This is a genomic window from Brevundimonas sp. BH3, from assembly GCF_045345115.1.
GTDB lineage: Bacteria > Pseudomonadota > Alphaproteobacteria > Caulobacterales > Caulobacteraceae > Brevundimonas.
On sequence record NZ_CP150796.1, the window covers coordinates 310987 to 333216 of the forward strand.

Sequence of the window (22230 nt, forward strand, 5' to 3'; positions counted from 1 at the left end):
GGATTTTCTCCTCGAAATCAAATCTCTTGATCTGCCTTTTGGACCTCGCCGTCCAGACTGACAAGACGCTAGGGAAACCTTGCGGGGCTGTTCAAGCGGATATGTCGGCGTAATCTGGTTTCTATGAGCATGGATATGACACCGGAAACGCCGCTGGCCGGCCCTGTCTTCTGGGAGCGCCGCGAACTGGACCTGTTGCTACGGGTCTATGGCCGGATGGTCGCACAGGGTGAATGGCGTGACTATGCCATGGCAGGGCTTAAGGATGTGGCCGAGTTTGCCGTCTTTCGCCGTTATGGCGATGCACCGGCCTATCGCGTCGAGAAGCGCCCATCCTTGCGCCTGAAACAGGGGCAGTATGCGGTTATGGGCGAGGGCGGGGTGATACTGAAACGGGGGCGCGAACTGACTCAGGTACTTAAGGTGTTCGACGCTCGACGGTTCACGGTGGTGGAATAAAAAAGCCCCCGCCGGATGGCAGGGGCTTTTCGAAATCAGGCCTCAGCGCGCTCAAGTTGGCGGCGACCGCGTCGCCGCCATAGCGCAACTAAAAAGACCTACTATTCACGCTGGCCCATGAAGGCGAGCAGGAACTGGAACAGGTTGATGAAGTTGATGAACAGGCTCAGCGCACCAAAACCGGTGGCCACGCCCATGGCTTGCTTGTCACCGCCCAGAGCATAATAGGTCATCTTCAGGCGCTGGGTGTCATAGGCAATCAGACCCGCAAAGATCAGCACGCCCAGACCCGAAATCACCAGACCGAACATGCCCGACTTGACGAAGAAGGCATTGACCAGGGTGGCAAGGATCAGGCCGATCACACCCATGATCAGGAAGGTGCCCATACCTGTCAGGTCCTTCTTGGTCGTGTAACCAACAAGGCTAAGGCCGGCAAAGGCGGCGGCCGTGACAAAGAAGGTCGAGGCCAGCGAACCACCCGTATAGGTCAGGAACAGAACGCCCAGACCCGCGCCGATGGTGGCGACCACAGCCCAGTAAAGGATGTTCACACCACGTGCGGTCGGGTTCTTCATGAAGAACATCGAGCCGAACAGCATGACCAGCGGCGAGAACTGTACGATCATGCCCAGCAGGGTCAGGCCGATACGGCCGTCCGCAGTGCGGGCAAACAGCAGTTGTTGCACCGGCTCGACATTGCCGGTGACATAGGCGAGGGCACCTGCAACCGCCAGACCAATGGCCAGCTTGTTGTAAACGCCCAGCATGAAGCTGCGCAGACCGGCGTCGACGGACATGTCCGCCGACTGAGGGATCGGGCGCGCATAGCCGTTGTTGAAGTCGCTCATCGCGAAACTCGTCTCCTAAATGGCCGGATTATGCCGACCTTGAGTGAAATATCGTGTCGGACCGGGTCCAATGCAAGAAAAACCCGACTTTCAACCGGTCGTTCCAGCCGCTACCAACGGTCGCATGCTCAGATTATTCACCGCGCTTCATGTGCCCGAACATATTGCCGAAACGCTTGCCCGCCGCCAATCCGGTCTGCCGGGGGCGAAATGGCGGCCGCTGGACCAGCTTCACATCACGCTGGCCTTCTATGGCGAGGCCAATGAGCGACAGGCCGACGATCTGGTCTCCGAACTGGTCAAGGCCGAGGGACGCGGAGCGTTTGAGCTTGAATTGTCGGGCGTCGGTGCCTTTGGCGACAATCATCGCAGTCAAACCCTGTGGGCCGGCGTCAAAGCTTCGGAGCCGCTGAACCAGCTGGCCGCCCGCTGCAAGACGGCGGGGGATCGCGCAGGTCTGCCGCCCGAACGGCGCGACTACCGCCCGCATGTGACGCTGGCCTATCTGAAACCCCATGTGGACCCTGATCGTGTGGGCGCATGGATGACCGGCCACAATATGCTGCATTCGCCGCCGATCCGGTTCGAGACATTTGGCCTCTATTCCAGCATCCTGACCGATAGCGGCAGCGTCTATACGCTGGAGAGGGAGTATTACCTTTGAGTGTTGCGGTGATCCTTGGCCCCACAATTGAAACCGACCGCCTGATCCTGCGCCCGCCGACGCTGGAAGACTTCCCGCGCTGGTGCGAGCTTCTGGCCGATCCGGAAGCCACCCGTTTCATCGGCTGCGTCCAGTCCAAACATCAGGTCTGGCGCACCATGGCCTCGGTGGCCGGTATGTGGGCGCTGCATGGCGAGGGCATGTTCTCGGTGATCGAGAAATCAACCGGTCTGTGGCAGGGCCGGATCGGGCCACTACACCCCTATGACTGGCCGGGCCGCGAGGTGGGCTGGAGCCTGCACCCCGATGCCCACGGCAAGGGCTATGCCGTCGAGGCCTCCATCGCCTGTATGGACTATGCGTTTGACGTTCTGCACTGGCCCGAGGTCATCCACTGCATTGATCCGGCCAATATACCTTCGCAAAAGGTGGCCGAAAAACTCGGCTCCTATAATCAGGGACCGCGCTCGATGCCGGTACCGTTTGATGACATGCCGGTTGATATCTGGGGCCAGAGCCGCGCAGAATGGTCGGTCAATCGCGCACGGCTGGTCGGGTAAGGCCATGACTGAAAGCTTGAACATCGAACTGGTTTTCAGCCGCCCCGACACCACCCATGCGATCACCAAGGGTGTCGCCCGCCTTGTGGCCGATATGGGCTATGCGCCCCTGACCGAGGTCTGCCTGCCCAATAGCCGCAGGGCCGATGTGCTGGCGCTGGGCAAAAAGGGCGACATCATTATTGTCGAGGTCAAATCCGGTCTCGACGACTATCGCGTCGATCGTAAATGGCAGGAATACGCGCCCTTTTGCGATGCCTTCTATTTTGCCGTTGCACCGGAGTTTCCGACCGACATCCTGCCCGATGATGTCGGTCTGATCGTTGCGGACGGCTTTGGCGGCGCCGTCATCCGCGAGGCCATACCCGCTCCGCTGGCCGCCGCCCGCCGTAAAGCCATGCTGATTGGTTTCGGCAGGCTAAGCGCTTTTAGGATGATGCGCAGCGAGTCTTGAAATGGAGTCCCTGCCCTCAAGTAGCTATCGCCCGTGGTGATAGCGGTAGGGCAAAGATAAAGCCCTCAAGTAGCTATCGCCCGCGGCGATAGCGGTAGGGCGTTCGAGGCAAAGCCTCGAACAAACTCAGCGAGGAGCGCGCTTGGCCAAGATGCGCTGCAAGGTTCTGCGGTGCATACCCAGACGACGCGCCGTTTCCGAAACATTCTGGTCGCACAGTTCGAACACGCGCTGGATGTGTTCCCAGCGTACACGGTCGGCGCTCATCGGGTTTTCCGGCGGCTCGGGCGCTTCACCCGAAGACAGCAGCGCCTTAACCACATCATCGGCATCGGCGGGCTTTTGCAGATAGTCCACGGCACCGGCCTTTACAGCGGCCACTGCCGTGGCAATCGCGCCGTAACCGGTCAGCATGACAATGCGCGCATCCTCGCGCCGGTCGCGGATCGTCTCGACGATCTTGAGCCCGTTGCCGTCTTCCAGACGCATATCCAATACGGCAAAGGCAGGCACCTTCTGGCGCAAGGCGTCCATTGCCTCGGCGAGCGAACCGGCTAATGTGACCTCGAATCCGCGCCCTTCCAGCGCACGGCCAAGGCGTGTGCGCAGGGCCTGATCGTCGTCGAGCAATAACAGGCTCTTGTCGGCAAGGCTGGCAATCTGGGTTTCGAGTTCGGACATTAAGGGGTTCTCCTGAACCTTCAGGTCGGGGTTCGCGCGCTTGAGGTCAAGGTTTTAGCCTCAAACTGCGACATCTGGTTCCATCGCAGGATCATCGGGCGTGGTGGCTTCCAGCCTCTGGCGGGGCCAGCGAACCGAAACATGGGCACCCTTGTTCTGGCCTTTTGCGACGGGCGGACCATCACCGATAGACACTTTTGCGCCGGTACGCTCCAGCAGGGTGCGGGCAATGAAAAAGCCCAGTCCCATACCGCCCTGACTCGGGGCGATGGCAGGTTCGATCTGGCGCGGTCCGGCCGACAACTGGGCGGCCAGTGCACGGCGGGCCTTGCTTTGCGGGCGGGTGGTCACATAGGGCTCGCCAAGACGCGGCAGCACATCCGAGGCAAAGCCCGGCCCGTCATCGACAATATCGATAGCAATCCATCCGGCATCGACGCTGGCGCTCAGACTGACGCGCGAGGTGGCAAAATCGGCGGCATTTTCCACCAGAGCCGACAGGCCGTGAATGATTTCCGGCAGACGTTTAACGCGGGGCAGGGGCTGGTTGCCCGCACTTTTGGCATCAATCTCGAATTCCAGATCAAAGCCCAGATGCGGCTCGGCCACCTCTTGTAACAGGGCCTTCAGGGCCACATCGGCATAAAGGGCATCGCCCTCGTCGGGCGACGAAGACAACTGGTTCAGGATATCGCGACACCGTCCGGCCTGTTGGAGGATCAGGGCGGCGTCCTCGGCGGCGGAGCTTCCCTCCGGTGCGCTGCGTAACATTTCGCGCGCGACGATCTGGATGGTGGCGAGCGGCGTTCCCAGCTCATGGGCCGCCGCCGCGGCAAGGCCGCCAATAGCGGCCAGCCTTTGCTCGCGTTGCAAAACGTCCTGCGTGGTGGCCAGCGCCAGTTCCAGCTTCTCGGCGTCGGCGGCGACCTTCCATGTATATCCCGAGATGAAAAGCATCCCCGTCATCAGGGCCAGACCCAGTTCCAGACGGTACAGTCCCGGCAGTTCCAGTTGCTCATGCACCAGCCACGGCAGGGGCAGGGACCAGTGATAAAGCCCGACCACACAGGCCACAGCCATCGCGCCCAGCGCCAGAGCCTGACGGATGCTCAAACTGGCCGCGGCCACCGATACGGGGGCCACCAGCAACAGGCAGAACGGATTGGTCAACCCGCCCGTCAACGCCAGAAGTACGCTGAGCTGCAAAATGTCAAAGCCCAGATGCAGTCCCGTGCGTGGCCCATCGGGCAGGCTGAGCCGCATGTTCCGGGCGCGCATCATGCTGATGATATTCATCACCGCACTGGCCCCGATGGTGGCCAGACATTCCCACAGAGGCAGCGGGAAATGCATAACAAAATAGGCGCTGAGGACAGCCGTAGCCTGACCGATGATGGACAGCCAGCGCAGAGCGATCAGGGTCCGCATGGGCAGACCGCGTCCACGTCTGGCAGCATCGGACAGACCAAACAGGTTTGATGCGCCGTTGTGGGCAGCAGCGGCGACGGCCTGCGACAGGGAGGGGGCTTCTGTACGGTTCACAGGTCTTTTATAGACTGAAATAAAGCCAAGACGCACTGCGGTCTGTTGTGGCCACCGGTTTTGTTGCGCGTGAGAGAAATATGCCCCGTCGTTCGATATTCCTGCTGGCGATTGCCTGTCTGCTTGTGGCCATCGCCTTGGCCCTCGTCACCCTGTTCGTCCACAACAGCCGTGCGCCCGCCCAGACCGATAAGGGTGTATCCACGGGCCAGCCACTGGTCGGCGGGGATTTCACTCTGGTGAACCAGAATGGCGAGACGGTGGACCAGACCCTGTTGAACGGCAAATGGACGCTGGTCTTTTTTGGCTTTACCTATTGCCCCGACTACTGCCCGACCACGCTAGGCGTGCTGAACGCGGTTCAGGAAGGTCTGGGCGAAGATGCCAAGGACCTGCAGATCGTCTTTATCAGCGTCGATCCGGAACGCGACACGCCGCAGATGCTCAAGGACTATCTGTCATCGGAAGGCTTCCCAGATGGCGTGATCGGCCTGACCGGCACCCCGGAACAGATCCAGACAGCGGCCAAGGCCTATCGCGCCTTTTACAAAAAGGTCGGCGAGGGAGAAGGCTATACGATGGAGCATTCGCTGACGACCTATCTGATGGGGCCGGATGGCCAGTTCCGCACCGCCCTGACCCATGATCTGGGCCCCAAAAAATCGCAGGATGTCATTCGCGCGGCCATGGCGCGCGGCTAAGACCAATCGCTGCTTTCCTTGCGGCGTCGGGCGTGGTTCATTGTGCAGCGCAGTATAATCCTGCGCGTGTCTGCCTGCTTGTCAGGCGTGTCTGCCGGTAAACCATGCTCTACGCCTTTCACGAGCTTGCCTATCATTCGGCCATGCCGCTGCGTGTCGGTGCACAGATGGCCCGACAGTTCTGGACCTCGCCGCTGAATGCCGCGTCCGATACAGCCATCGGACGCACGGCCTTTGCGACAGCAGAACTGGTCGAGAGCCTGACGCGGCGCTATGGCAAGCCGGACTGGCGACTGGAAACCATACAGGTTGAGGGCCACACGATCCGCACCGAGCAGGAGATCGTTTGGTCTTCGCCATGGTGCAAGCTGGTGAAATTTGTCCGCAACCGCGATGATCTTAAGGCGGCTGGACGCACTGTCGATGCGCCTTCGGTGGTGATCGTCGCGCCCCTGTCGGGCCACTATGCCACCTTGCTGCGCGGCACCGTCGAGACCTTCCTCAGCGATTATGATGTCCATGTCACCGACTGGACCAATGCCCGCGAAGTGCCCCTGTTAGAGGGCCGCTTCGACTTTGCCGACTATATGGACCATGTGCGCGACATGCTCGCCGCCTTGGGAGGCCGTAGCCATGTGATCGCCGTGTGCCAGCCGGGGCCGCCGGTATTGGCCACCTGCGCCCTGATGGCCGAAGACAACCACCCCAATCGTCCGGCCTCGATGAGCTTCCTCGGCTCGCCTATCGATGCGCGCCTGTCGCCGACCGTGACCAACCAGCTGGCCGAGGAAAAACCCTTTACCTGGTTCAAGTCGAACATGATCCACACCGTGCCCTTCCCCTATGCGGGTGTCGGGCGCAGGGTCTATCCGGGCTTTGTGCAGCTCTACAGCTTCATGTCGATGAACGAGGGAAAGCATATCGACGCCCATCGCCGCTATTTCGACAGTCTGGTCGATGGCGATGGCGACGGCGTGGACAAGCACGAGGAATTCTACGACGAATACCTGTCGGTGCTGGACCTGACCGAAGAGTTCTACCTGCAAACCATCGACTATGTGTTCCAGCAACACCTGCTGCCACGCGGTCTGTTGACCTATCACGGGCATCCGGTCGATCTGGGGGCCATAACCGATATAGGTCTGGCCACGATCGAGGGCGAGAATGACGACATTTCGGGCGTCGGCCAGACACAGGCCGCCCACGTCCTGACGCCGAACCTGCCCGATACGCGCCGTCTGCTTCACGTCCAGTCCGAAGTGGGCCACTATGGCGTGTTCAATGGTCGCCGCTTCCGCGAGCAGATCTATCCGCGCCTTCGGGATTTCATCACCAATAATGAAGCTCTTTCAGCCGAAATATAAGGACGGGGACCGCCTGTCGCTGAAGGACGGGCAGACCCTGAGGCTTTCGGTCAATAAACGGGCGCGGCGCATCTCTATCCGCATTGATGCCCGCGAGCGTGAAGCGGTGGTGGTGGCACCCTCTGCCGCAACCCTGTCGCAAGGTGTGGCCTTCGCCCTGCAAAAAGCCGACTGGATTGGCCAAAAGCTGGACAGCGCCATAGAGGCCCAACCCTTTATGGCGGGCATGAGCGTCGGCTATCTGGGGCAGACCTTGCGGCTGGAGGCCGTATCGGGCGTCTCTGCGGCGCGTCTCTATGACACCGATACCGGCACTGTGCTTCGCGCAGGTGGCGAGGGCGAGGCCTTTTCGCGCCGCATCGAGAACTGGTTCCGGCGTCAGGCGCGGGCCTTCCTGCTGGAGCGCACCGAACACTATTTACAAAAACTGGGTCAGGGACCGGTGCGCGTGTCCATCGTCGATACCCGCTCGCGCTGGGGATCATGCAGCCCGCACAACCGCTCGATCCGTTATAGCTGGCGGGTGGTCATGGCCCCGCGTGCGGTGGCCGACTATCTGGCCGCCCACGAAGTGGCCCATCTGGTCAGGGCCGACCACAGCCCCGAATACTGGGCCGTGGTCACAGGTCTGATCGGCGATCACAAGCCCATGCGCCAGTGGCTTAAAGCCCATGGCGCACAGCTTCACGCTATAGGCGGTTAATAGAACAGAGTATCGGGCTTGCGCTCGGCCTCGGGTTTGGGCGTTGCCGCCTTGGGCGCTTCCTGAACCGGTGGCGGGGCGGCGAAGGTCGGCATGCCGTCCTCGTCCAGAACGCCCGTGTCCTGCTGGGCATACGGATCCTCGATCTGGCCAAGGGCATCGCCAACCGGATCGGGCGGCAGCCAGCCTTCCGGCAGGGCCGGGCCATTAGGAATGCTCTGCACGGCCAGACGCGGCAGGGCGGACTGCATGAAGGTGGCCCAGATGGCGGCAGGCGCACCACCCCCCGAGACACGGCTCATAGCGGTGTTATCGTCCTTGCCGACCCAGACGGCGGCGGTAAAGCCACCGGTATAGCCTACGAACCACGCGTCCTTGTAATCCGAGGTCGTGCCAGTCTTGCCCGCAATATCGCGGCCACTGATGGCGGCGGCGCGGCCCGTACCGCCAGTCACTACACCGCGCAGCATCTGGTTCAGATAATAGAGCGACGGGTTATGGATGACCTGCGCACCTTCGGCAGGACCATGTTCAAAGATAACGCGACCGGCGTTGGTGCGGATACGGCTGATGCCCCAGGCCTTGACCTTGCGACCGCCATTGGCAAAGGCATCAAAAGCCTGTGCCATTTCCAGTGGCGAGACTTCCACCGCCCCCAGAGCCATGGAGGGCGACTGGCTAATGGGGCCGCTGATACCCAGACGGCTGGCCACATTGGCCACGTTTGAGCGGCCCACCTGATCGGCGACGGCCGCAGCGACCGTATTGGTCGATTGCGCCACGGCCTGTGCCAACGTCATTTCACCGGCAAAACGACCGGAATAGTTGCGCGGCGACCAGTTACCGATGGTGATGGGTTCGTCCACCACACGGGTTTCGGGCGTATATCCGGCTTCCAGAGCGGCCAGATAGACAAAGGGCTTCCATGCCGAACCAGCCTGACGACGGGCCTCGGTGGCGCGGTTGAATTGGCTGTCAGGATAAGAGGCACCGCCGATCATGGCGCGCACACGGCCATCGCCGTCCAGTGCCACCAGTGCGGCCTGTTCCACGCCCTTGTTCTTGTCGCGGTCCAGAATGCGGCGTACGGCGCGCTCGGCATCGGTCTGGATGGCCAGATCAAGCGTGGTCTCGACGATCAGGTCCTCGGTCTGTTCGCCGACCATGCCGCGCACCTGCTTGTCCAGCCAGTCGATGAAATACTGGGCATGCTGGCTGGCGAGGGTGCGGGAGACACGCACCGGCTCGGCCACAGCGGCATCGCGCTGGGCATCGGTGATAATGCCCGTCTCGACCATGCTGTTCAGCACGACCGTGGCGCGGGTGGCGGCGCGCTCGCTCTCCGAGACTGGCGAATAGCGCGACGGGGCCTTCAGCAGACCCGCCAGAAGCGCCGCTTCACCGACGGTCAGCTCTTCGGCTGGTTTATCGAAATAGCGCTGGGCAGCCGCCTCGATTCCATAGGCACCGGCACCGAAATAGACGCGGTTCAGATAGAGGGCCAGAATCTCTTTCTTGGTGAATTTCATTTCCAGCCAGACGGCCAGCATCAGTTCCTGAACCTTGCGCTTCAGGTTCTGGTCCGGCGTCAGGAACAGGTTCTTGGCCAGTTGCTGGGTGATGGTCGAGCCACCCTGAACCACACGACCGGCCTTGAGGTTGGAGGCCATGGCGCGGCTCATGCCGATGGGGTCAAAGCCGGGGTGTACCCAGTATCTGCGGTCCTCGATGGCCACAAAGGCGGCGGGCACATAGTCGGGCAGGGCGTCCAGATCGACCGGCGGTGCCATCTGCGATCCGCGCACGGCAATCAGCGAGCCGGAACGGTCCAGATAAGTGATCGACGGCTGGCGATCGACTTCATACAGGCTGGACGTATCGGGCAGATCGCGCGCGAAAATCGCAAAGAACACGACCGCAAAGATCAGCCCCCAGACGGCCATAACCGCCCCCCAATAGAACAGCCGTCCCATAAAGGAGCGACGGCGCTTGGGTTCAGTGGGGGAAGAGCGGTCTTTACGCGCCATGGGGTGTCCTTATCGTCTGGCTTCGCCGACCCTAGAGGCTGGCGAGAGCTTGGCAACTGCCATAAACCCTCGGCAGAACGATGGCGACTTAATTGGACTTCAGAAACGTGTCGATTTCGGACGCAAACACTTGCGGCTGGTCGAACATGATGAAGTGGGCGCTGTCATCGATCCGTTTCAGCGTCACACCGGGCTTGTTGGCAAAGCTGGCGGTATAGATGGCGTCGGTGACCTCATTGGTCATGCGGGCATCGTTGAACTTGACGTACAGCACGGTGGTCGGGACGGTAATCCGGCTTATTTCCGGACGAAGATCGGTGACGATCAGCTCACGGAAGGCTGCCGCCGAGACGCCCTGATCGCTGTCGCGCATATGGCGCAGTGCCTCTTCGCGACGGCTTTGTGTGTTGATCATGCCATTTATGGTCTGGGTGGCGGCCATCACATAGGCCGCATGCGGAATCTTGGCCTGTGCCGACCAGATCTGATCGGCCACAGGGACCATATCGGCTGCGCTGGCATTGGGGTTGCCGAACATGGCCCCGACAAACGGCACCATGTCCACCACCATCAGCTTGCCGACCAGATCGGGATGGCGCGCCGCCAGCATCATGCCCATGGTCCCGCCCATGGAATGACCGATCACCGCGGGTTTTTTCAGGTTTTGCTCGCGGATATAGCGGGCGATTTCCTCGGCCACGGGGGCCGCGACGGGCACCGGTGTCTGGCCGTTCTGGGCATTGTCACCGGCGGAGCTACCGGCAAAGCCGTTCACATGGATGCGGTGGATACGGTACTGGCCCTTCAAGGCATCCACGGTCGGCTGCCAGATTTCCGGAGAGGAGGACAGGCCGGGGATCAATATCAGATCGGGCAGGCCCGCTTCGCCGTCCACGCGCACCTGCAGACGGCCCGATTCAAAAGCCGCGTGTTGGTGGCCATGGTGGGCACCCTGCTGGATGCTAGGATCGCTGTTCTGGGCAACCGCCGCTGAACAGGCGGCAGAGAGGGGGGCCAGAGCCAGCATCAAGGCGATCATGCGCGACATGGATATCTCCGGATGTTTCCAAAATGGCATTCTTGACGTGCAGATGCCTTGTCATTGTCGTTTCGCCAAAGCTTTTGTCTGGCAGTGGGGACAGGCGGGTTGTCCCTTGCTAGGATTATCCCATGAATAGCCGTGCTGTTGAACCTGAAAACGCCCCGTCTGGCCCCCAAACGGGCTCCATGTCCGGTCCCGATGCTCCCGATGTGCCTAAAGGACCGTCGGGCGCTTTCGGTAAGGGCTATGTGACCGATGCCTGGTATTTTGTGGCTCTGTCGCGACAGGTCGCCAAGGGCAGTCTGAAGCGTTATGAAATTCTGGGTGAACCGGTATTGCTGGGCCGTACCCAGGCCGGTGCTGTTTATGGCCTGCGCGATATCTGTCCGCACCGGGCCGCGCCGTTATCGGCAGGACGTCTGGTCGAGCGCGAAGGCGAGGGCGAGACGGTTGAATGTCCCTATCACGGCTGGCGCTTCCGCACGGACGGCACCTGCGCGGCCATGCCGTCCCTGTGCGAAGGCCAGAATGTCGAGGTCGAGCGCATCAAGGTGCGTTCCTATGCGGTCCGCGAAAGTCAGGGCATGGTGTTCGTCTGGATGCCGGCAGACAGCCGCAATCCCAGCACGCCCGATCAGGATCCCCCGCTCTTCCCCGGTGCTGAGGGCGAGCCGCAACTGGTCGAATGGATGGATTTCGACAGTCATATCGACCATGCAGTGGTCGGACTGATGGATCCGGCGCATGGCCCCTATGTGCATAAGCAATGGTGGTGGCGCTCGGAAAAATCCATGCACGAAAAGGCCAAGGCCTTTGCGCCGCGTGATTTTGGCTGGGCCATGGTGCGCCATGCGCCCTCGTCCAACAGCCGCCTTTACAAGGTGCTGGGCGGGGCGCCGGCGACCGAGATCACCTTCCGTCTGCCCGGCTATCGCTGGGAACATATTCAGGTCGGTGCCAAACAGGTTCTGGCCCTGACCCTGCTGACGCCGGTCAATGAAAACAGGACCCGTATCACGCAGGTCTTCTGGTCTGATCACTGGGTGTTCGCGCTGGCCAAGCCCTTCTTGCGGGCCGGTGTGGTGGCCTTCCTTCATCAGGATGGCGGGATGGTCAATCTACAGAACGAGGGACTGAAATATGACCCGCCGCTTTTGTGGATCGACGATGCCGACAAACAGGCAAAGTGGTACCAGCAACTGAAAAAAGAATGGCTGAAAAGCCGCGCCGAGCAACGGCCCTTTGTCAATCCGATCAAGGAAACCGTGTTACGCTGGAAGAGCTAGGGCGAGCACAAAAAAGCCGGAAGGGTCATCCCTTCCGGCTTTCTTTTTGGGGCGGAGAATGTCCGGTCTTACTTGGCCAGTTGGCCCGCCAGAACAATGTCCATCTGTTTGGCAGCATGCGGGGTCAGTTCTTCAATGCCCCAGTTGTCAAAGGCTGCGCGACGCAGGTTCGACAGATAGATGTCCCACACCATACGCGACAGCAGGGCCACATCGGCATCCTGACGCAGTTCGCCCTTGGCGATACCGGCCAGCAGAACGTCGCTGATGGTGGTCATGATCGGGGCCAAAAAGTCGCGGACGCGCTTGTCGGCATCTGCCGGTTGGAACCACGAGCGGGCCACCATGGCCTGCATCAGCGGCAAGTGATCCAGAACCTGGTGGTAACCGGCGCTCAGGCCACCCGACAGACGGGCAGCGGTGGTGTCTTCAATGGCAACGCCAGAGGTGAAGGCTTCCGACAGGGCCGCCATTTCATCAGCGAAGACGGCTTCGAACAGTTCGGCCTTGTCTTGGAAGTTGGCGAATACTGCGCCGGTCGACATACCGGCACCCTTGGCGATATCGCGGATGGTGGCGGCGTCGTAACCACGTTCTGCAAACAGGTTGCGGGCGGCTTCCAGCACCTTTACGCGGGTGCGAGCCTTGGCAACCTGACGGCGGTTTACGCGGGGCTTGGCTTCGGTTTCGGCGGTCGCGGCAGCGACAACGACGGTGTCGGTCATTGGTCTTAAACTCTATTCACTAAACGCATGAGGGTCTGGAAGGCCCGACAAATTTCAGTCTGGCTATCCGGCACATCGATCAAGAACGGCGACCGACGAACACAGGTATGACCCGACATTCTGGAGCGAACTTTCATCATCGAACCGTGACCAAAATGGGTCTGAATTCCGTCTAAATGCATGCGTTCTGACAAAAAACCGGTCGCTCTATTACGTAGAAATACGCAGCTCTTGAAAATTTTTTGCAGATTCCCGCTTGTCGGGAATGGTTAAGCAACAATGTTTTGCTTCACGCTGATATGCGAAAATCTATTGCCGAGAATTTTTCAAAGAATCTTGTTTCCGACCAATGTCTTGATTGTGAACCTGCCGCAATTGACCGGCGCGCTCAACAAGGCATGGTAGAAAGGTATCAGTTGGTTTGATGGCGACGGAAAAGGATCGTTGACCACGTTGAACCGACTTTGAGAGAGGGATTCTTTGTATATGAAGAAATTATTGGCCGGAGCGGCCCTTGCTGCTCTGCTTATGCCTGCTGTCGCTGTGGCGCATAGCGCGGATCACAATCACGGCTGCATCGACGCCCAGTGCGAGATGGTCAGCCTGATCGACATGCCGATGGCACAGGCCGCAAGCGGTGGCTGGCAGGGAACCGACGCGCCGCGATACGGCACCTGGGGTTTTGACCTGAACGGTCGCGATACCTCGGTGCAGCCGGGCGATAACTTCTTCCGCTATGCTAACGGTACGGCGCTGGATCATCTGGTAATCCCGTCCGACCGCTCTTCCTATGGCTCGTTCCCGCTGCTGCGCGAACTGTCCGACAACCGTATGCGCGAACTGGTACTGGGTCTGGCGGCCCGTACCGACCTGGCCGCCGGCAGCGACGAACAGAAGGTTGCCGATGCCTATCGCTCCTATATGGATGCAGCCCGTATCGAAGCTCTGGATGCCCAGCCGCTTCAGCCCTATCTGACCGCTATTCGCGCGATCGACAGCCACGATGCCATGGCCGCCTATATGGGCGCGCATAATGGTGACTTCGGTGGGGCCCTGTTCGGTGCGGGGGTTGGTGCGGATGCCAAGAATCCGACCCGTCACGTTGTTTCGACGCGCCAGTCGGGCCTCGGTCTTCCGAACCGCGACTATTATCTGGAAGAACGCCACGCAGGCACCAAGGCCAAGTATCAGGTCTATGTCGCGGACATGCTGGGCATGATCGGCTGGGACAATCCGGCTGAAACCGCCGCCCAGATCGTGGCTCTGGAAGACCGCATCGCTGCGGCCCACTGGACGCAGGCCGAAAGCCGCAACCGCGACAAGACCTATAATGACTACACCATTGCCCGTCTGGCCGAAGAGGCTCCGGGCTTTGACTGGCAGGGCTTCTATGATGCGGCGGGCCTTGGCCATGTCTCGCGTCTGGTCGTCGCCCAGAACACCGCCTTGCCCAAGATGGCGGCTGTCTATGCCGAGACCCCGCTAGAGGTTCTGCAAGCCTGGCAGGCCTTCCAGACGGCAGACGAAATGGCCCCGCTGCTGTCGCAGCGTTTTGCCGACCGCCGCTGGGAATTCCGTGACCGCGATCTGTCGGGCCAGCCTGAACAGCGCACCCGCGAAAAGCGCGCCATCTCGTTTGCCGAGAGCGCACTGGGCGAGGCCGCTGGCCGTCTCTATGTCGCCCAGTATTTCCCGCCGGAATACAAGGCCAAGATGGAAGAGCTGGTCGCCAATCTGCGTCTGGCCCAGGCCGAGCGTATCCGCAACCTGACCTGGATGGGGGACGAGACCAAGGCTGCGGCTCTGGAGAAACTCGAAAAATTCACCGTCAAGATCGGCTATCCGGACAAGTGGCGCGACTATTCGGCGCTGCAAATGCGCGGTGACGATCTGGTCGGTAACGCCCTGCGCCTGCGCCAGTGGAGCTATGCCGACCGCCTGTCGCGCCTCGACAAGGATGTGGATAAGACCGAGTGGGGCATGACCCCGCAAACGGTCAATGCCTATTATAACTCGGTCAATAACGAGATCGTCTTCCCGGCTGCCATCCTGCAACCGCCCTTCTTCGATCCGAATGGCGATGCAGCGGTCAACTATGGCGGCATCGGTGGCGTGATCGGTCACGAGATCGGCCACGGCTTCGACGATCAGGGCTCCAAGTCCGACGGCAACGGCATGCTGCGCGACTGGTGGACGGCCGAGGACCGCGCCAATTTCGTCGCTTTGACTACGCGTCTGGGTGAACAATATGCCCAGTTCGCGCCGGTCGAAGGCCACAATATCAATCCGGCCCTGACCATGGGCGAGAACATCGGCGACGCCTCAGGTGTGGCCGTGGGTCTGCATGCCTATCGTCTGTCGCTGAAGGGCCAGCCGGCTCCGGTGATCGACGGTCTGACTGGCGACCAGCGCTTCTTCTTCGGCTGGGCGCAGGTCTGGCAGTCGAAATACCGTGAACAGGCGCTGATCCAGCAGGTCGCCACCGATCCGCACTCGGCCGCCGAGTTCCGCGTCATCGGTCCGCTGCGCAATGTCGATGACTGGTACGAAGCCTTCGGTGTCAAACCGACGGATAAGTATTACCTCGCACCGGAAGACCGCGTTCGTCTCTGGTAAGATTGAAAGAGCTTCGATAACGGAAGGGCCGGTCCTGCGGGACCGGCTTTTCTTTTGTCGCGACAGCTCATTGACCCAATGCGTGCGCTGATCGAACCGATCAAGTCTGCATCGAAAGCGCGGTAAACACTCATATTTAATGCGGTTTCAGGCTTCAGGCATGAAAAAGCCCGCTGCGGGGGATACATCGCAGCGGGCTTTCTCGCTCTCTGTGGAGCGGACGTTTCCTCCCCGAAACGCCTCCAAGTGACTGCTGCGCTATCAGCGCCGCGTCCCTCGAGTAGGACCAATTGACCCAATAGGTGCCCTTGGGTCAATCGGGCTCAACATCGAAATCGAAGCTTTTATAAGTTATCGCTGATTATTTGGAAAAAACGGCGATAATTATCGAAACTTATTCGATAATGGATTTGATGGTCGAAACCAGCGCCGAACGGGCCACCTTCATTTGTCCCGGACGGGCGGCTTTCCATTCTTCATTGTTGGAAATGGCCGCAGCCTGGGCCCGACCGGCATCCAGATCCTTGATGGTGACTTCGCCCGCAGCGATTTCGTCACCGCCCAGAATGACCGCTGCGGGGGACCCGCGACGGTCGGCATATTTGAACTGTGCCTTCATACCGGCACGGCCCAGATACAGCTCGGCGGCAATGCCAGCATTACGCAGCTCCGATACCGCATCCAGATAGTGCTGCATGTCGTCATCCGAGAAGACGATGACCACGACCGGACCACGCGTCTGCGGGCCGCTGCGACCCGCCGAGCGCAGGGCTGCCGCCAGACGCGACACACCGAACGAGAAGCCGGTGGCCGGAATGGTCTGGCCGGTAAAGCGGGCCACGAGGTCGTCATAGCGACCGCCGCCACCAATGGAGCCGAAGCGGATCGGGCGACCCTTTTCGTCCTTGGTTTCCAGCAGCAGTTCAGCCTCGAAGACGGTGCCGGTATAATATTCCAGACCGCGCACGATGGTCGGGTCGAACTTCACAGCATCCTGCGCCACGCCCATGGCGTTCAGGGCACGGTCAATGGCGGCCAGTTCTTTCAGCGCCGCATCACCGGCCTCGCCCAGACCGGCACCGATATTGGCAATCGTATCCAGAACTTCCGAACGCGAAGCTTCGCTATTGCTGACCGAGGCAAGGAAGGTCTCGACCCCGCCGATCAGGTTCGAGGGCAGGTTGGCCCCCTTTGTATAGTCTCCCGATTCATCCAGACGGCCCTCCCCAAGCAGCAGCCGCACGCCCTCGATGCCCAGACGGTCGAACTTGTCGATGGCGCGCAGGGCCGTCAGGCGCTGGTGGGTGTCGGTAATGCCACCTGCATCGAACAGGCCGTCAAACAGCTTGCGGTTCGAGACGCGGATCACGGCTTGGTCAGGGGTCAGGCCGGTAGCCAGCAAGCCCTCGACGCCCATGGCGAGGATTTCAGCATCGGCTTCGGGGCGGTCTGAGCCGACCGTGTCGGCATCGCACTGCCAGAACTGGCGCAGACGGCCCGGACCCGGCTTTTCGTTGCGCCAGACCGGACCATAGGCATAGCGACGATAGGGCTTGGGCAGGGTTTCCCAGTTCTGTGCCGCAAAGCGAGCCAGCGGGGCCGTGTGGTCATAGCGCAGGGCGATCCACTGGTCGTCATCGTCCTCCAGCGCCAGCACGCCCTCATTGGGGCGGTCGGTATCGGGCAGGAACTTGCCCAGCGCATCGACATATTCAAAGGCTGGCGTTTCCAGACCTTCAAAGCCCCAGCGTTCATACACTTCGGACACGCGCGCAATGATACGGCGTTCGGCGCTCAGGTCGCTGCCACGGCGATCCTGAAATCCACGGGGCGAGCGGGCTTCGGGGCGTTGAATGTCGGTCATGGGTTGGCGATTAAGCCATCCCCCGCATCGCTGCAATCCAGCTTTAGGCTGCGGCGCGCGAAAGTGACAGCTTGCGCCCCTCGGTCAGCGAGCGCCAAACCCACTCAAACGGCCCCCAGCGATAGGCTTTCAGCCACAGATGGGCAAAGACGATCTGCACCACCCACACACAGGCGATCACGCCCCACAAAGCGGCCGGTCCCATCTGGCCGTACCATTTGGGGCCCCACGGCATATAGAACAGCGTGGTCATGATCAGGGTCTGGGTCAGATAGGTGGTAAAGGCCATCTGCCCCACAGGGCGTGCCCATACAAACAGGGCGGGCAGCTTGATGATAATGGCCGCATAGGCCAGCGAAATCAGTACCGCCAGAGACGAGCCAACCATGTTCAGGCCACGCGATGGCAACAGTTCGGGCGAGACACCCCCCTCGACCCATGCCGCCCAGCCTTTGAGCGCCAGCGCAGAGAGGCCAACCGCGATGATGGCGGCATAGATTTTGTTGCTGAGCTGTCCATGGAAAAACCCGACCTTAAACAGCCCCATGCCCAGCACCATCAGGGCAAAGACCGCAGGGGCCATAATGGTCAGGCTCATGCCTTGAACCATGGCCCAGCTGATCAGGTTTTCCATCATGGCTGCGCCATAACCGGAGCGAACCTTGGCCACATCGGCCAGCAGGCTGGCGGTTGTGACCTCGGCATGCCCCTCGAATGCGGACGCGATCTCTGGCGGCATGACGGGCATCAACAGACCCAGCGAGGCCTGAATAAAGATCAGGGCGGCGGTAATGCTGCCGCCGACAATCAGCAAGACCTTGCCGGACAGACCACGCATCAGCATCACAAACAGGCCGGTCCATGCGTACAGCATCAGGATGTCGCCAAACCAGAAGGCCAGCCCGTGGATCAAGCCGAAAACGGCCAACCAGCCTAGGCGACGCAGCAGTTTGCGACCGCGTTCCTTGTCACTGCGTTCGCCGCCGACCAGATAGATGGACACCCCGAATAGCAGGCAGAACAGGGTGCGGAACTTGTCGGCAAACAGGGCCTCGATGGCCCATGCGCCGATACGGTCGCTGCCCTGTAAAATGCCATCGACAGCCATGGGCAGTTTCTGCATGGCCATCATGGCGTCCATTGGCCAGCCATAGGCGAGGGCGTTGACGACCAGAATACCCAGAACGGCGACGCCGCGTACGGCGTCCAGATTACTGATGCGGCTCACAGTCCCCATTATGTCCCCCGACAATGGTGGCCGCCTAGAACGGGCGACGTATAGGCGGCGCGGCCTTGCTATAGGCAATATAGGCGACGCAGATACCGCCCCACAGCGCATAGCTGACCCCGACCATCAGGGCCAAGGGCACGCCAATGACGCCAAAGGTCAGGACAACGGTTTCGATGGCCCCCAATGCCTGAACAAAGCTTTCGCCCGCCAGACCAGCGATCACGGCCAGAGCCAGCGTCATCAGAAACTGTAAACAGGCCGCCAGAATGCCACCATAGATGACATAGCGACCGACCACGGCACGACGTGTCCACGGGGCATTGTTCGGACGCTTGGCCTTGGCCAGTCGGCTGATCGCCACCGGCGCGGCAATCAGGCCCACAGCCAAAAGAATGATCCGCCAGTCGGTATCCAGACCCGACCACAGATTATGTGGCGGCCAGAACGGAAAGGTCAGCAGCAAGGGCGGCCATGCCGCCGCCACGATGGAAGCGATGATCTTGGCTTGCAGAGACTTGCGTGGCGTCACGCGTTCCGCACCCGGAAAATGGTCGAGGATGCTGGGTGGATTCTGGTCTTGGGGCGCAGTGTGTTCGGTCATCAGCGTGTCGGTACCGGCGTTTCACCCGAATAGTCATAAAAGCCGCGGCCGCTCTTGCGACCCAGCCAGCCTGCCTCGACATATTTTACCAGCAGCGGGCACGGGCGGTATTTGCTGTCGGCAAGGCCTTCGTGCAGCACGTTCATGATGGCCAGTGCCACGTCCAGACCCATGAAGTCCGCCAGTTCCAGCGGCCCCATCGGGTGGTTGGCCCCCAGTTTCATGGCGGTGTCGATCGAGGTGACCGTGCCGACGCCTTCGTACAGCGTATAGATGGCCTCGTTCATCATCGGCACCAGAATACGGTTGACGATGAAGGCAGGGAAATCTTCGGATGCGGTAGTCTGTTTGCCGACGCTCTCTGCAAAGATGACAGCCGCATCATAGGTGGACGCAGAGGTGGCAATGCCACGTACAATCTCGACCAGACGCATGACGGGCGCAGGCTTCATGAAATGAAGGCCGATAAAGCGCTCGGGGCGGTCGGTTTCTGCTGCCAGACGGGTAATGGAGATGGACGATGTATTGCTGGCCAGCAGGGTGTGCGGTGCCAGATGCGGGACAATATCGGCCCAGACCTGTTTCTTGACGGTTTCGTCTTCCAGAACCGCCTCGATCACCATATCGGCCTGTGAGACGGTGGCGGCCAGTGTATCGCAAACCTTTATATGGCCTAAGGTTTCCTGAGCCTGTACATGGGTCATCACGCCCCGTTCGACGCGACGCGCCAGACTGGCAGCGATCTCGCCAAGGGCGAAAACGGCACGGCCCTCGGCTGTGTCGTACAGTTTTACCTCATAACCGCCACCGGCAACGGTCTGGGCAATGCCCGAACCCATCTGGCCCGCACCGATAATGGCAACTGTGTTGATCCCGCTCATCAGACTCTACAGGTTCGCACCCCGCGAGGGGCATAAGGTTTCCAGCTTAGGACCCATAACAGGGCACGCAAGCTCCGAATGGCATTGCAGATATGAATCCGTTCAGGCGTGTCCGCCAGTCAACGGGGCATCCGGGTGTCAGGATTAGCCGCCGATCAGGCGCAGCGATGTCAGATGAAGGGCCGGAATCACATAGATTTGCAGGCCCTGAATGATAATAAGCGCCACCACAGGGGTCAGGTCGATCCCGCCCAACGGCGGAATGAAACGGCGCAGCGGGGCCAGGATTGGCGAGGTGATACGGTCCAGAGCCGTGGCCAGCTGATAGACGAAACGGTTGCGGTAATTGATGACATCAAAGGCAAACAGCCAGCTCAGAATGGCATTGGCGATGATGGCAATCAAAACCAGCTTGAGCGCGGCACCGATCAGAAAGAACAGAAAGCCGACAAGGCTGGCAGCAAGGGACATGAACAGGTTTCCCGGGAAAGAGTTATCCTGTTCTAGCCTCGCCTTGCGGTCGCGCCAAGGCATGCTGTGCGAGGTGGGGCCACGATGTGTGCGACCTTTTGGCCTTAAATCCTGCCCGCAACCCTTTCGGCAATGGCATTTGCGATGGATGGAGAAGGCGCAATCACGGTCCCTATAATTATAATGTGTAAAGACCGGCGGATACTACACCCAATATCAATGTAGTTCAGCGACTGACGATGGCAGGTATCGTGAGCGATTTTTGATTCTGATAGATACATATCGATGATATTTCAAATATTGAGAGTTGTTAAAAGTGTAAAATTCGAGGTTATTAAATTTTACAAATGTCAGTGCATTATCGAGCGCCGCATGCAGTGACCATTTCGAGTGTGAATAAAGGAACTGCATTCTTTGAATACATTTTGTTACAGCTCCAAGCGTAGCCTTTTTGGGTAACATGGCGCTAAAAGCTCCATAACCGGATCGGTGGGCGATGTGGGGTGACTGGAAGCGTCAGGCTTATGGCCTGGCGCTGATTTTCGTCACGTCACTGGCCCGACCGTCGTCGGACTGGAGACTTTGAGAAGTGCTGAAATTGCTCGGTTTGATAAAGCGTGTTGCGTTGCGTGCAATGCGCGTGGCCGCGCCACTGGCTGTGGCGGGTGTTGCGGGGGCGGCTGCGGCAGCCGACCTTCAGGTGTCAGACTATCGGTGGGATCCTGATCCCGTGGCGAATGGCGGTCAGGCCAAGTTTACTATCGCTGTGGCCAATAACGGGCCGGGCGTTGTGAACGATGCTGTCGTGACGATCGCTGTTCCGTCAAACTTCTCTGTCCAGGCCGGCGAGTTTCCAAGCTACTGCACCCTGTCGGGCGTAGTGGGTAGCCAGTCGCTGACCTGCGCTCTTCCCAGTCTGACGGGCGGTACGTTCGAGTTCGACTTTATTGCGGACGCCAAGGAAATTGGTTCGCGCACAGCGTCGGCGACGATCTCGTCACCGACCAATGTCGATAACAACCCTGCTAACGACGCCTTGGCGGTTTCTCCAGCTGTCGAGGCCGGCGCGGACTTGGTGGTTTCCAACCAAGACAATCGCCCGACCGGCAGTATCCCGGCGGGCGGGACGCTTAATTATACTCTGAAGGTTGTGAATAATGGCCCCGACGCAACCGGTGCCATTCGTCTTGTCGACAACCTGCCAGCAGTCAGCAATTTCGCATTTATCAGCGCTACCGGTTCCGACTGGAACTGCTCGCACTCCGGTGCCACGGTCACATGTCTTTATACGGGGCCTGCCAAACTCGGACCTCTACCGGATGTAACAGTGTCGGGTCGCGTATTGGCCACCGGCGGCACGATCACCAATACCGCTTTCGTAGTCGTGGACGGAAACGGTGTTCAGGATCCGCGCCCCAATAACAACACAGCCACGCCGGTTGTGACAAACATTGAGCCGGGCGCAGATTTCGAAGCTGAAAAATCGATGCCCGGAACGATCATCTAG

At 60.2% G+C, this 22230-nt stretch carries 21 protein-coding genes; 10 read left to right on the forward strand and 11 right to left on the reverse strand.

Features of this window, described 5'->3' with window-relative positions; translation table 11 throughout:
• Nucleotides 1-129 precede the first annotated feature (129 nt).
• Nucleotides 130-459, forward strand: a complete 330-nt coding sequence (locus tag WEU32_RS01480) for a DUF2794 domain-containing protein (protein ID WP_406853472.1) — start codon at nucleotides 130-132, stop codon at nucleotides 457-459.
• Between the two features lie 101 nt (nucleotides 460-560).
• Here the strand turns inward: WEU32_RS01480 and WEU32_RS01485 are convergent, their stop codons facing one another.
• Entirely contained in the window at nucleotides 561-1310 is a 750-nt protein-coding gene (locus WEU32_RS01485) for a Bax inhibitor-1/YccA family protein (RefSeq protein WP_312134526.1), read from the reverse strand.
• Between the two features lie 124 nt (nucleotides 1311-1434).
• On the opposite strand from WEU32_RS01485, the gene thpR reads away from it, so the two are divergent.
• Genes thpR through mmcB form a run of 3 tightly spaced genes read left to right on the forward strand, consistent with a single transcriptional unit; the run spans nucleotide 1435 to nucleotide 2988 of the window.
• A complete protein-coding gene (gene thpR, locus WEU32_RS01490) occupies nucleotides 1435-1974 on the forward strand; it encodes an RNA 2',3'-cyclic phosphodiesterase (protein ID WP_406852629.1) in 540 nt (179 codons plus the stop codon).
• Nucleotides 1971-2534: a GNAT family N-acetyltransferase gene (locus WEU32_RS01495; RefSeq protein ID WP_406852630.1), complete on the forward strand. Its 564-nt coding sequence runs from the start codon at nucleotides 1971-1973 to the stop codon at nucleotides 2532-2534. Before thpR ends, WEU32_RS01495 begins: the two co-directional genes overlap by 4 nt.
• Before the next feature lie 4 nt (nucleotides 2535-2538).
• On the forward strand, nucleotides 2539-2988 hold the full coding sequence (gene mmcB / locus WEU32_RS01500) for a DNA repair putative endonuclease MmcB (RefSeq protein ID WP_406852631.1): 450 nt from the start codon (nucleotides 2539-2541) through the stop codon (nucleotides 2986-2988).
• 126 nt (nucleotides 2989-3114) lie between these two features.
• Here the strand turns inward: mmcB and WEU32_RS01505 are convergent, their stop codons facing one another.
• Together WEU32_RS01505 and WEU32_RS01510 are read right to left on the reverse strand one after the other, a co-directional pair.
• Nucleotides 3115-3669 (reverse strand): ActR/PrrA/RegA family redox response regulator transcription factor, encoded by a 555-nt coding sequence (locus WEU32_RS01505; protein WP_312134530.1) that lies wholly within the window; start codon nucleotides 3667-3669, stop codon nucleotides 3115-3117.
• A gap of 60 nt (nucleotides 3670-3729) precedes the next feature.
• Entirely contained in the window at nucleotides 3730-5211 is a 1482-nt protein-coding gene (locus WEU32_RS01510; protein WP_406852632.1) for an ActS/PrrB/RegB family redox-sensitive histidine kinase, read from the reverse strand.
• 80 nt (nucleotides 5212-5291) lie between these two features.
• On the opposite strand from WEU32_RS01510, the gene WEU32_RS01515 reads away from it, so the two are divergent.
• The 3 genes from WEU32_RS01515 to WEU32_RS01525 all read left to right on the forward strand — a co-directional run bounded on the left by WEU32_RS01515 (nucleotide 5292) and on the right by WEU32_RS01525 (nucleotide 7979).
• On the forward strand, nucleotides 5292-5912 hold the full coding sequence (locus WEU32_RS01515) for an SCO family protein (RefSeq protein WP_406852633.1): 621 nt from the start codon (nucleotides 5292-5294) through the stop codon (nucleotides 5910-5912).
• Between the two features lie 104 nt (nucleotides 5913-6016).
• A complete protein-coding gene (locus WEU32_RS01520; RefSeq protein WP_406852634.1) occupies nucleotides 6017-7276 on the forward strand; it encodes a polyhydroxyalkanoate depolymerase in 1260 nt (419 codons plus the stop codon).
• On the forward strand, nucleotides 7251-7979 hold the full coding sequence (locus WEU32_RS01525; RefSeq protein WP_406852635.1) for a M48 family metallopeptidase: 729 nt from the start codon (nucleotides 7251-7253) through the stop codon (nucleotides 7977-7979). Before WEU32_RS01520 ends, WEU32_RS01525 begins: the two co-directional genes overlap by 26 nt.
• On the opposite strand, the gene WEU32_RS01530 is transcribed toward WEU32_RS01525, so the two are convergent.
• A complete protein-coding gene (locus WEU32_RS01530) occupies nucleotides 7976-10006 on the reverse strand; it encodes a transglycosylase domain-containing protein (RefSeq protein WP_406852636.1) in 2031 nt (676 codons plus the stop codon). The two genes, WEU32_RS01525 and WEU32_RS01530, sit on opposite strands and share 4 nt — an antisense overlap.
• A gap of 88 nt (nucleotides 10007-10094) precedes the next feature.
• Nucleotides 10095-11054: an alpha/beta fold hydrolase gene (locus WEU32_RS01535; RefSeq protein WP_406852637.1), complete on the reverse strand. Its 960-nt coding sequence runs from the start codon at nucleotides 11052-11054 to the stop codon at nucleotides 10095-10097.
• 179 nt (nucleotides 11055-11233) lie between these two features.
• Between WEU32_RS01535 and WEU32_RS01540 the strand changes: the two genes are divergently transcribed.
• Complete coding sequence (locus tag WEU32_RS01540; RefSeq protein ID WP_406853473.1) at nucleotides 11234-12334, forward strand: Rieske 2Fe-2S domain-containing protein; 1101 nt, start codon at nucleotides 11234-11236, stop codon at nucleotides 12332-12334.
• Between the two features lie 68 nt (nucleotides 12335-12402).
• Here the strand turns inward: WEU32_RS01540 and WEU32_RS01545 are convergent, their stop codons facing one another.
• Nucleotides 12403-13059, reverse strand: coding sequence for a helix-turn-helix domain-containing protein (locus tag WEU32_RS01545; RefSeq protein WP_312134542.1), 657 nt, complete (start codon nucleotides 13057-13059; stop codon nucleotides 12403-12405).
• 486 nt (nucleotides 13060-13545) lie between these two features.
• Between WEU32_RS01545 and WEU32_RS01550 the strand changes: the two genes are divergently transcribed.
• On the forward strand, nucleotides 13546-15675 hold the full coding sequence (locus WEU32_RS01550) for a M13 family metallopeptidase (protein WP_406852638.1): 2130 nt from the start codon (nucleotides 13546-13548) through the stop codon (nucleotides 15673-15675).
• Between the two features lie 394 nt (nucleotides 15676-16069).
• Here WEU32_RS01550 and hisS read toward each other — a convergent pair whose 3' ends face one another.
• The 5 genes from hisS to WEU32_RS01575 all read right to left on the reverse strand — a co-directional run bounded on the left by hisS (nucleotide 16070) and on the right by WEU32_RS01575 (nucleotide 20723).
• Nucleotides 16070-17539 carry a histidine--tRNA ligase gene (hisS, locus tag WEU32_RS01555; protein WP_312815012.1) on the reverse strand — a complete coding sequence of 490 codons (1470 nt, stop codon included), beginning with the start codon at nucleotides 17537-17539 and terminating at the stop codon, nucleotides 16070-16072.
• Between the two features lie 43 nt (nucleotides 17540-17582).
• A complete protein-coding gene (locus WEU32_RS01560; RefSeq protein WP_406852639.1) occupies nucleotides 17583-18776 on the reverse strand; it encodes a DUF418 domain-containing protein in 1194 nt (397 codons plus the stop codon).
• Between the two features lie 25 nt (nucleotides 18777-18801).
• Nucleotides 18802-19371 carry a hypothetical protein gene (locus WEU32_RS01565; RefSeq protein ID WP_406852640.1) on the reverse strand — a complete coding sequence of 190 codons (570 nt, stop codon included), beginning with the start codon at nucleotides 19369-19371 and terminating at the stop codon, nucleotides 18802-18804.
• Entirely contained in the window at nucleotides 19371-20252 is an 882-nt protein-coding gene (locus WEU32_RS01570) for a 3-hydroxybutyryl-CoA dehydrogenase (protein WP_406852641.1), read from the reverse strand. The genes WEU32_RS01565 and WEU32_RS01570 overlap by 1 nt, the downstream gene beginning before the upstream one ends.
• A gap of 144 nt (nucleotides 20253-20396) precedes the next feature.
• Nucleotides 20397-20723, reverse strand: a complete 327-nt coding sequence (locus WEU32_RS01575; RefSeq protein ID WP_312134552.1) for a YggT family protein — start codon at nucleotides 20721-20723, stop codon at nucleotides 20397-20399.
• Nucleotides 20724-21357: 634 nt separating this feature from the next.
• Here WEU32_RS01575 and WEU32_RS01580 point away from each other — a divergent pair.
• Nucleotides 21358-22230: a hypothetical protein gene (locus WEU32_RS01580; protein WP_406853474.1), complete on the forward strand. Its 873-nt coding sequence runs from the start codon at nucleotides 21358-21360 to the stop codon at nucleotides 22228-22230.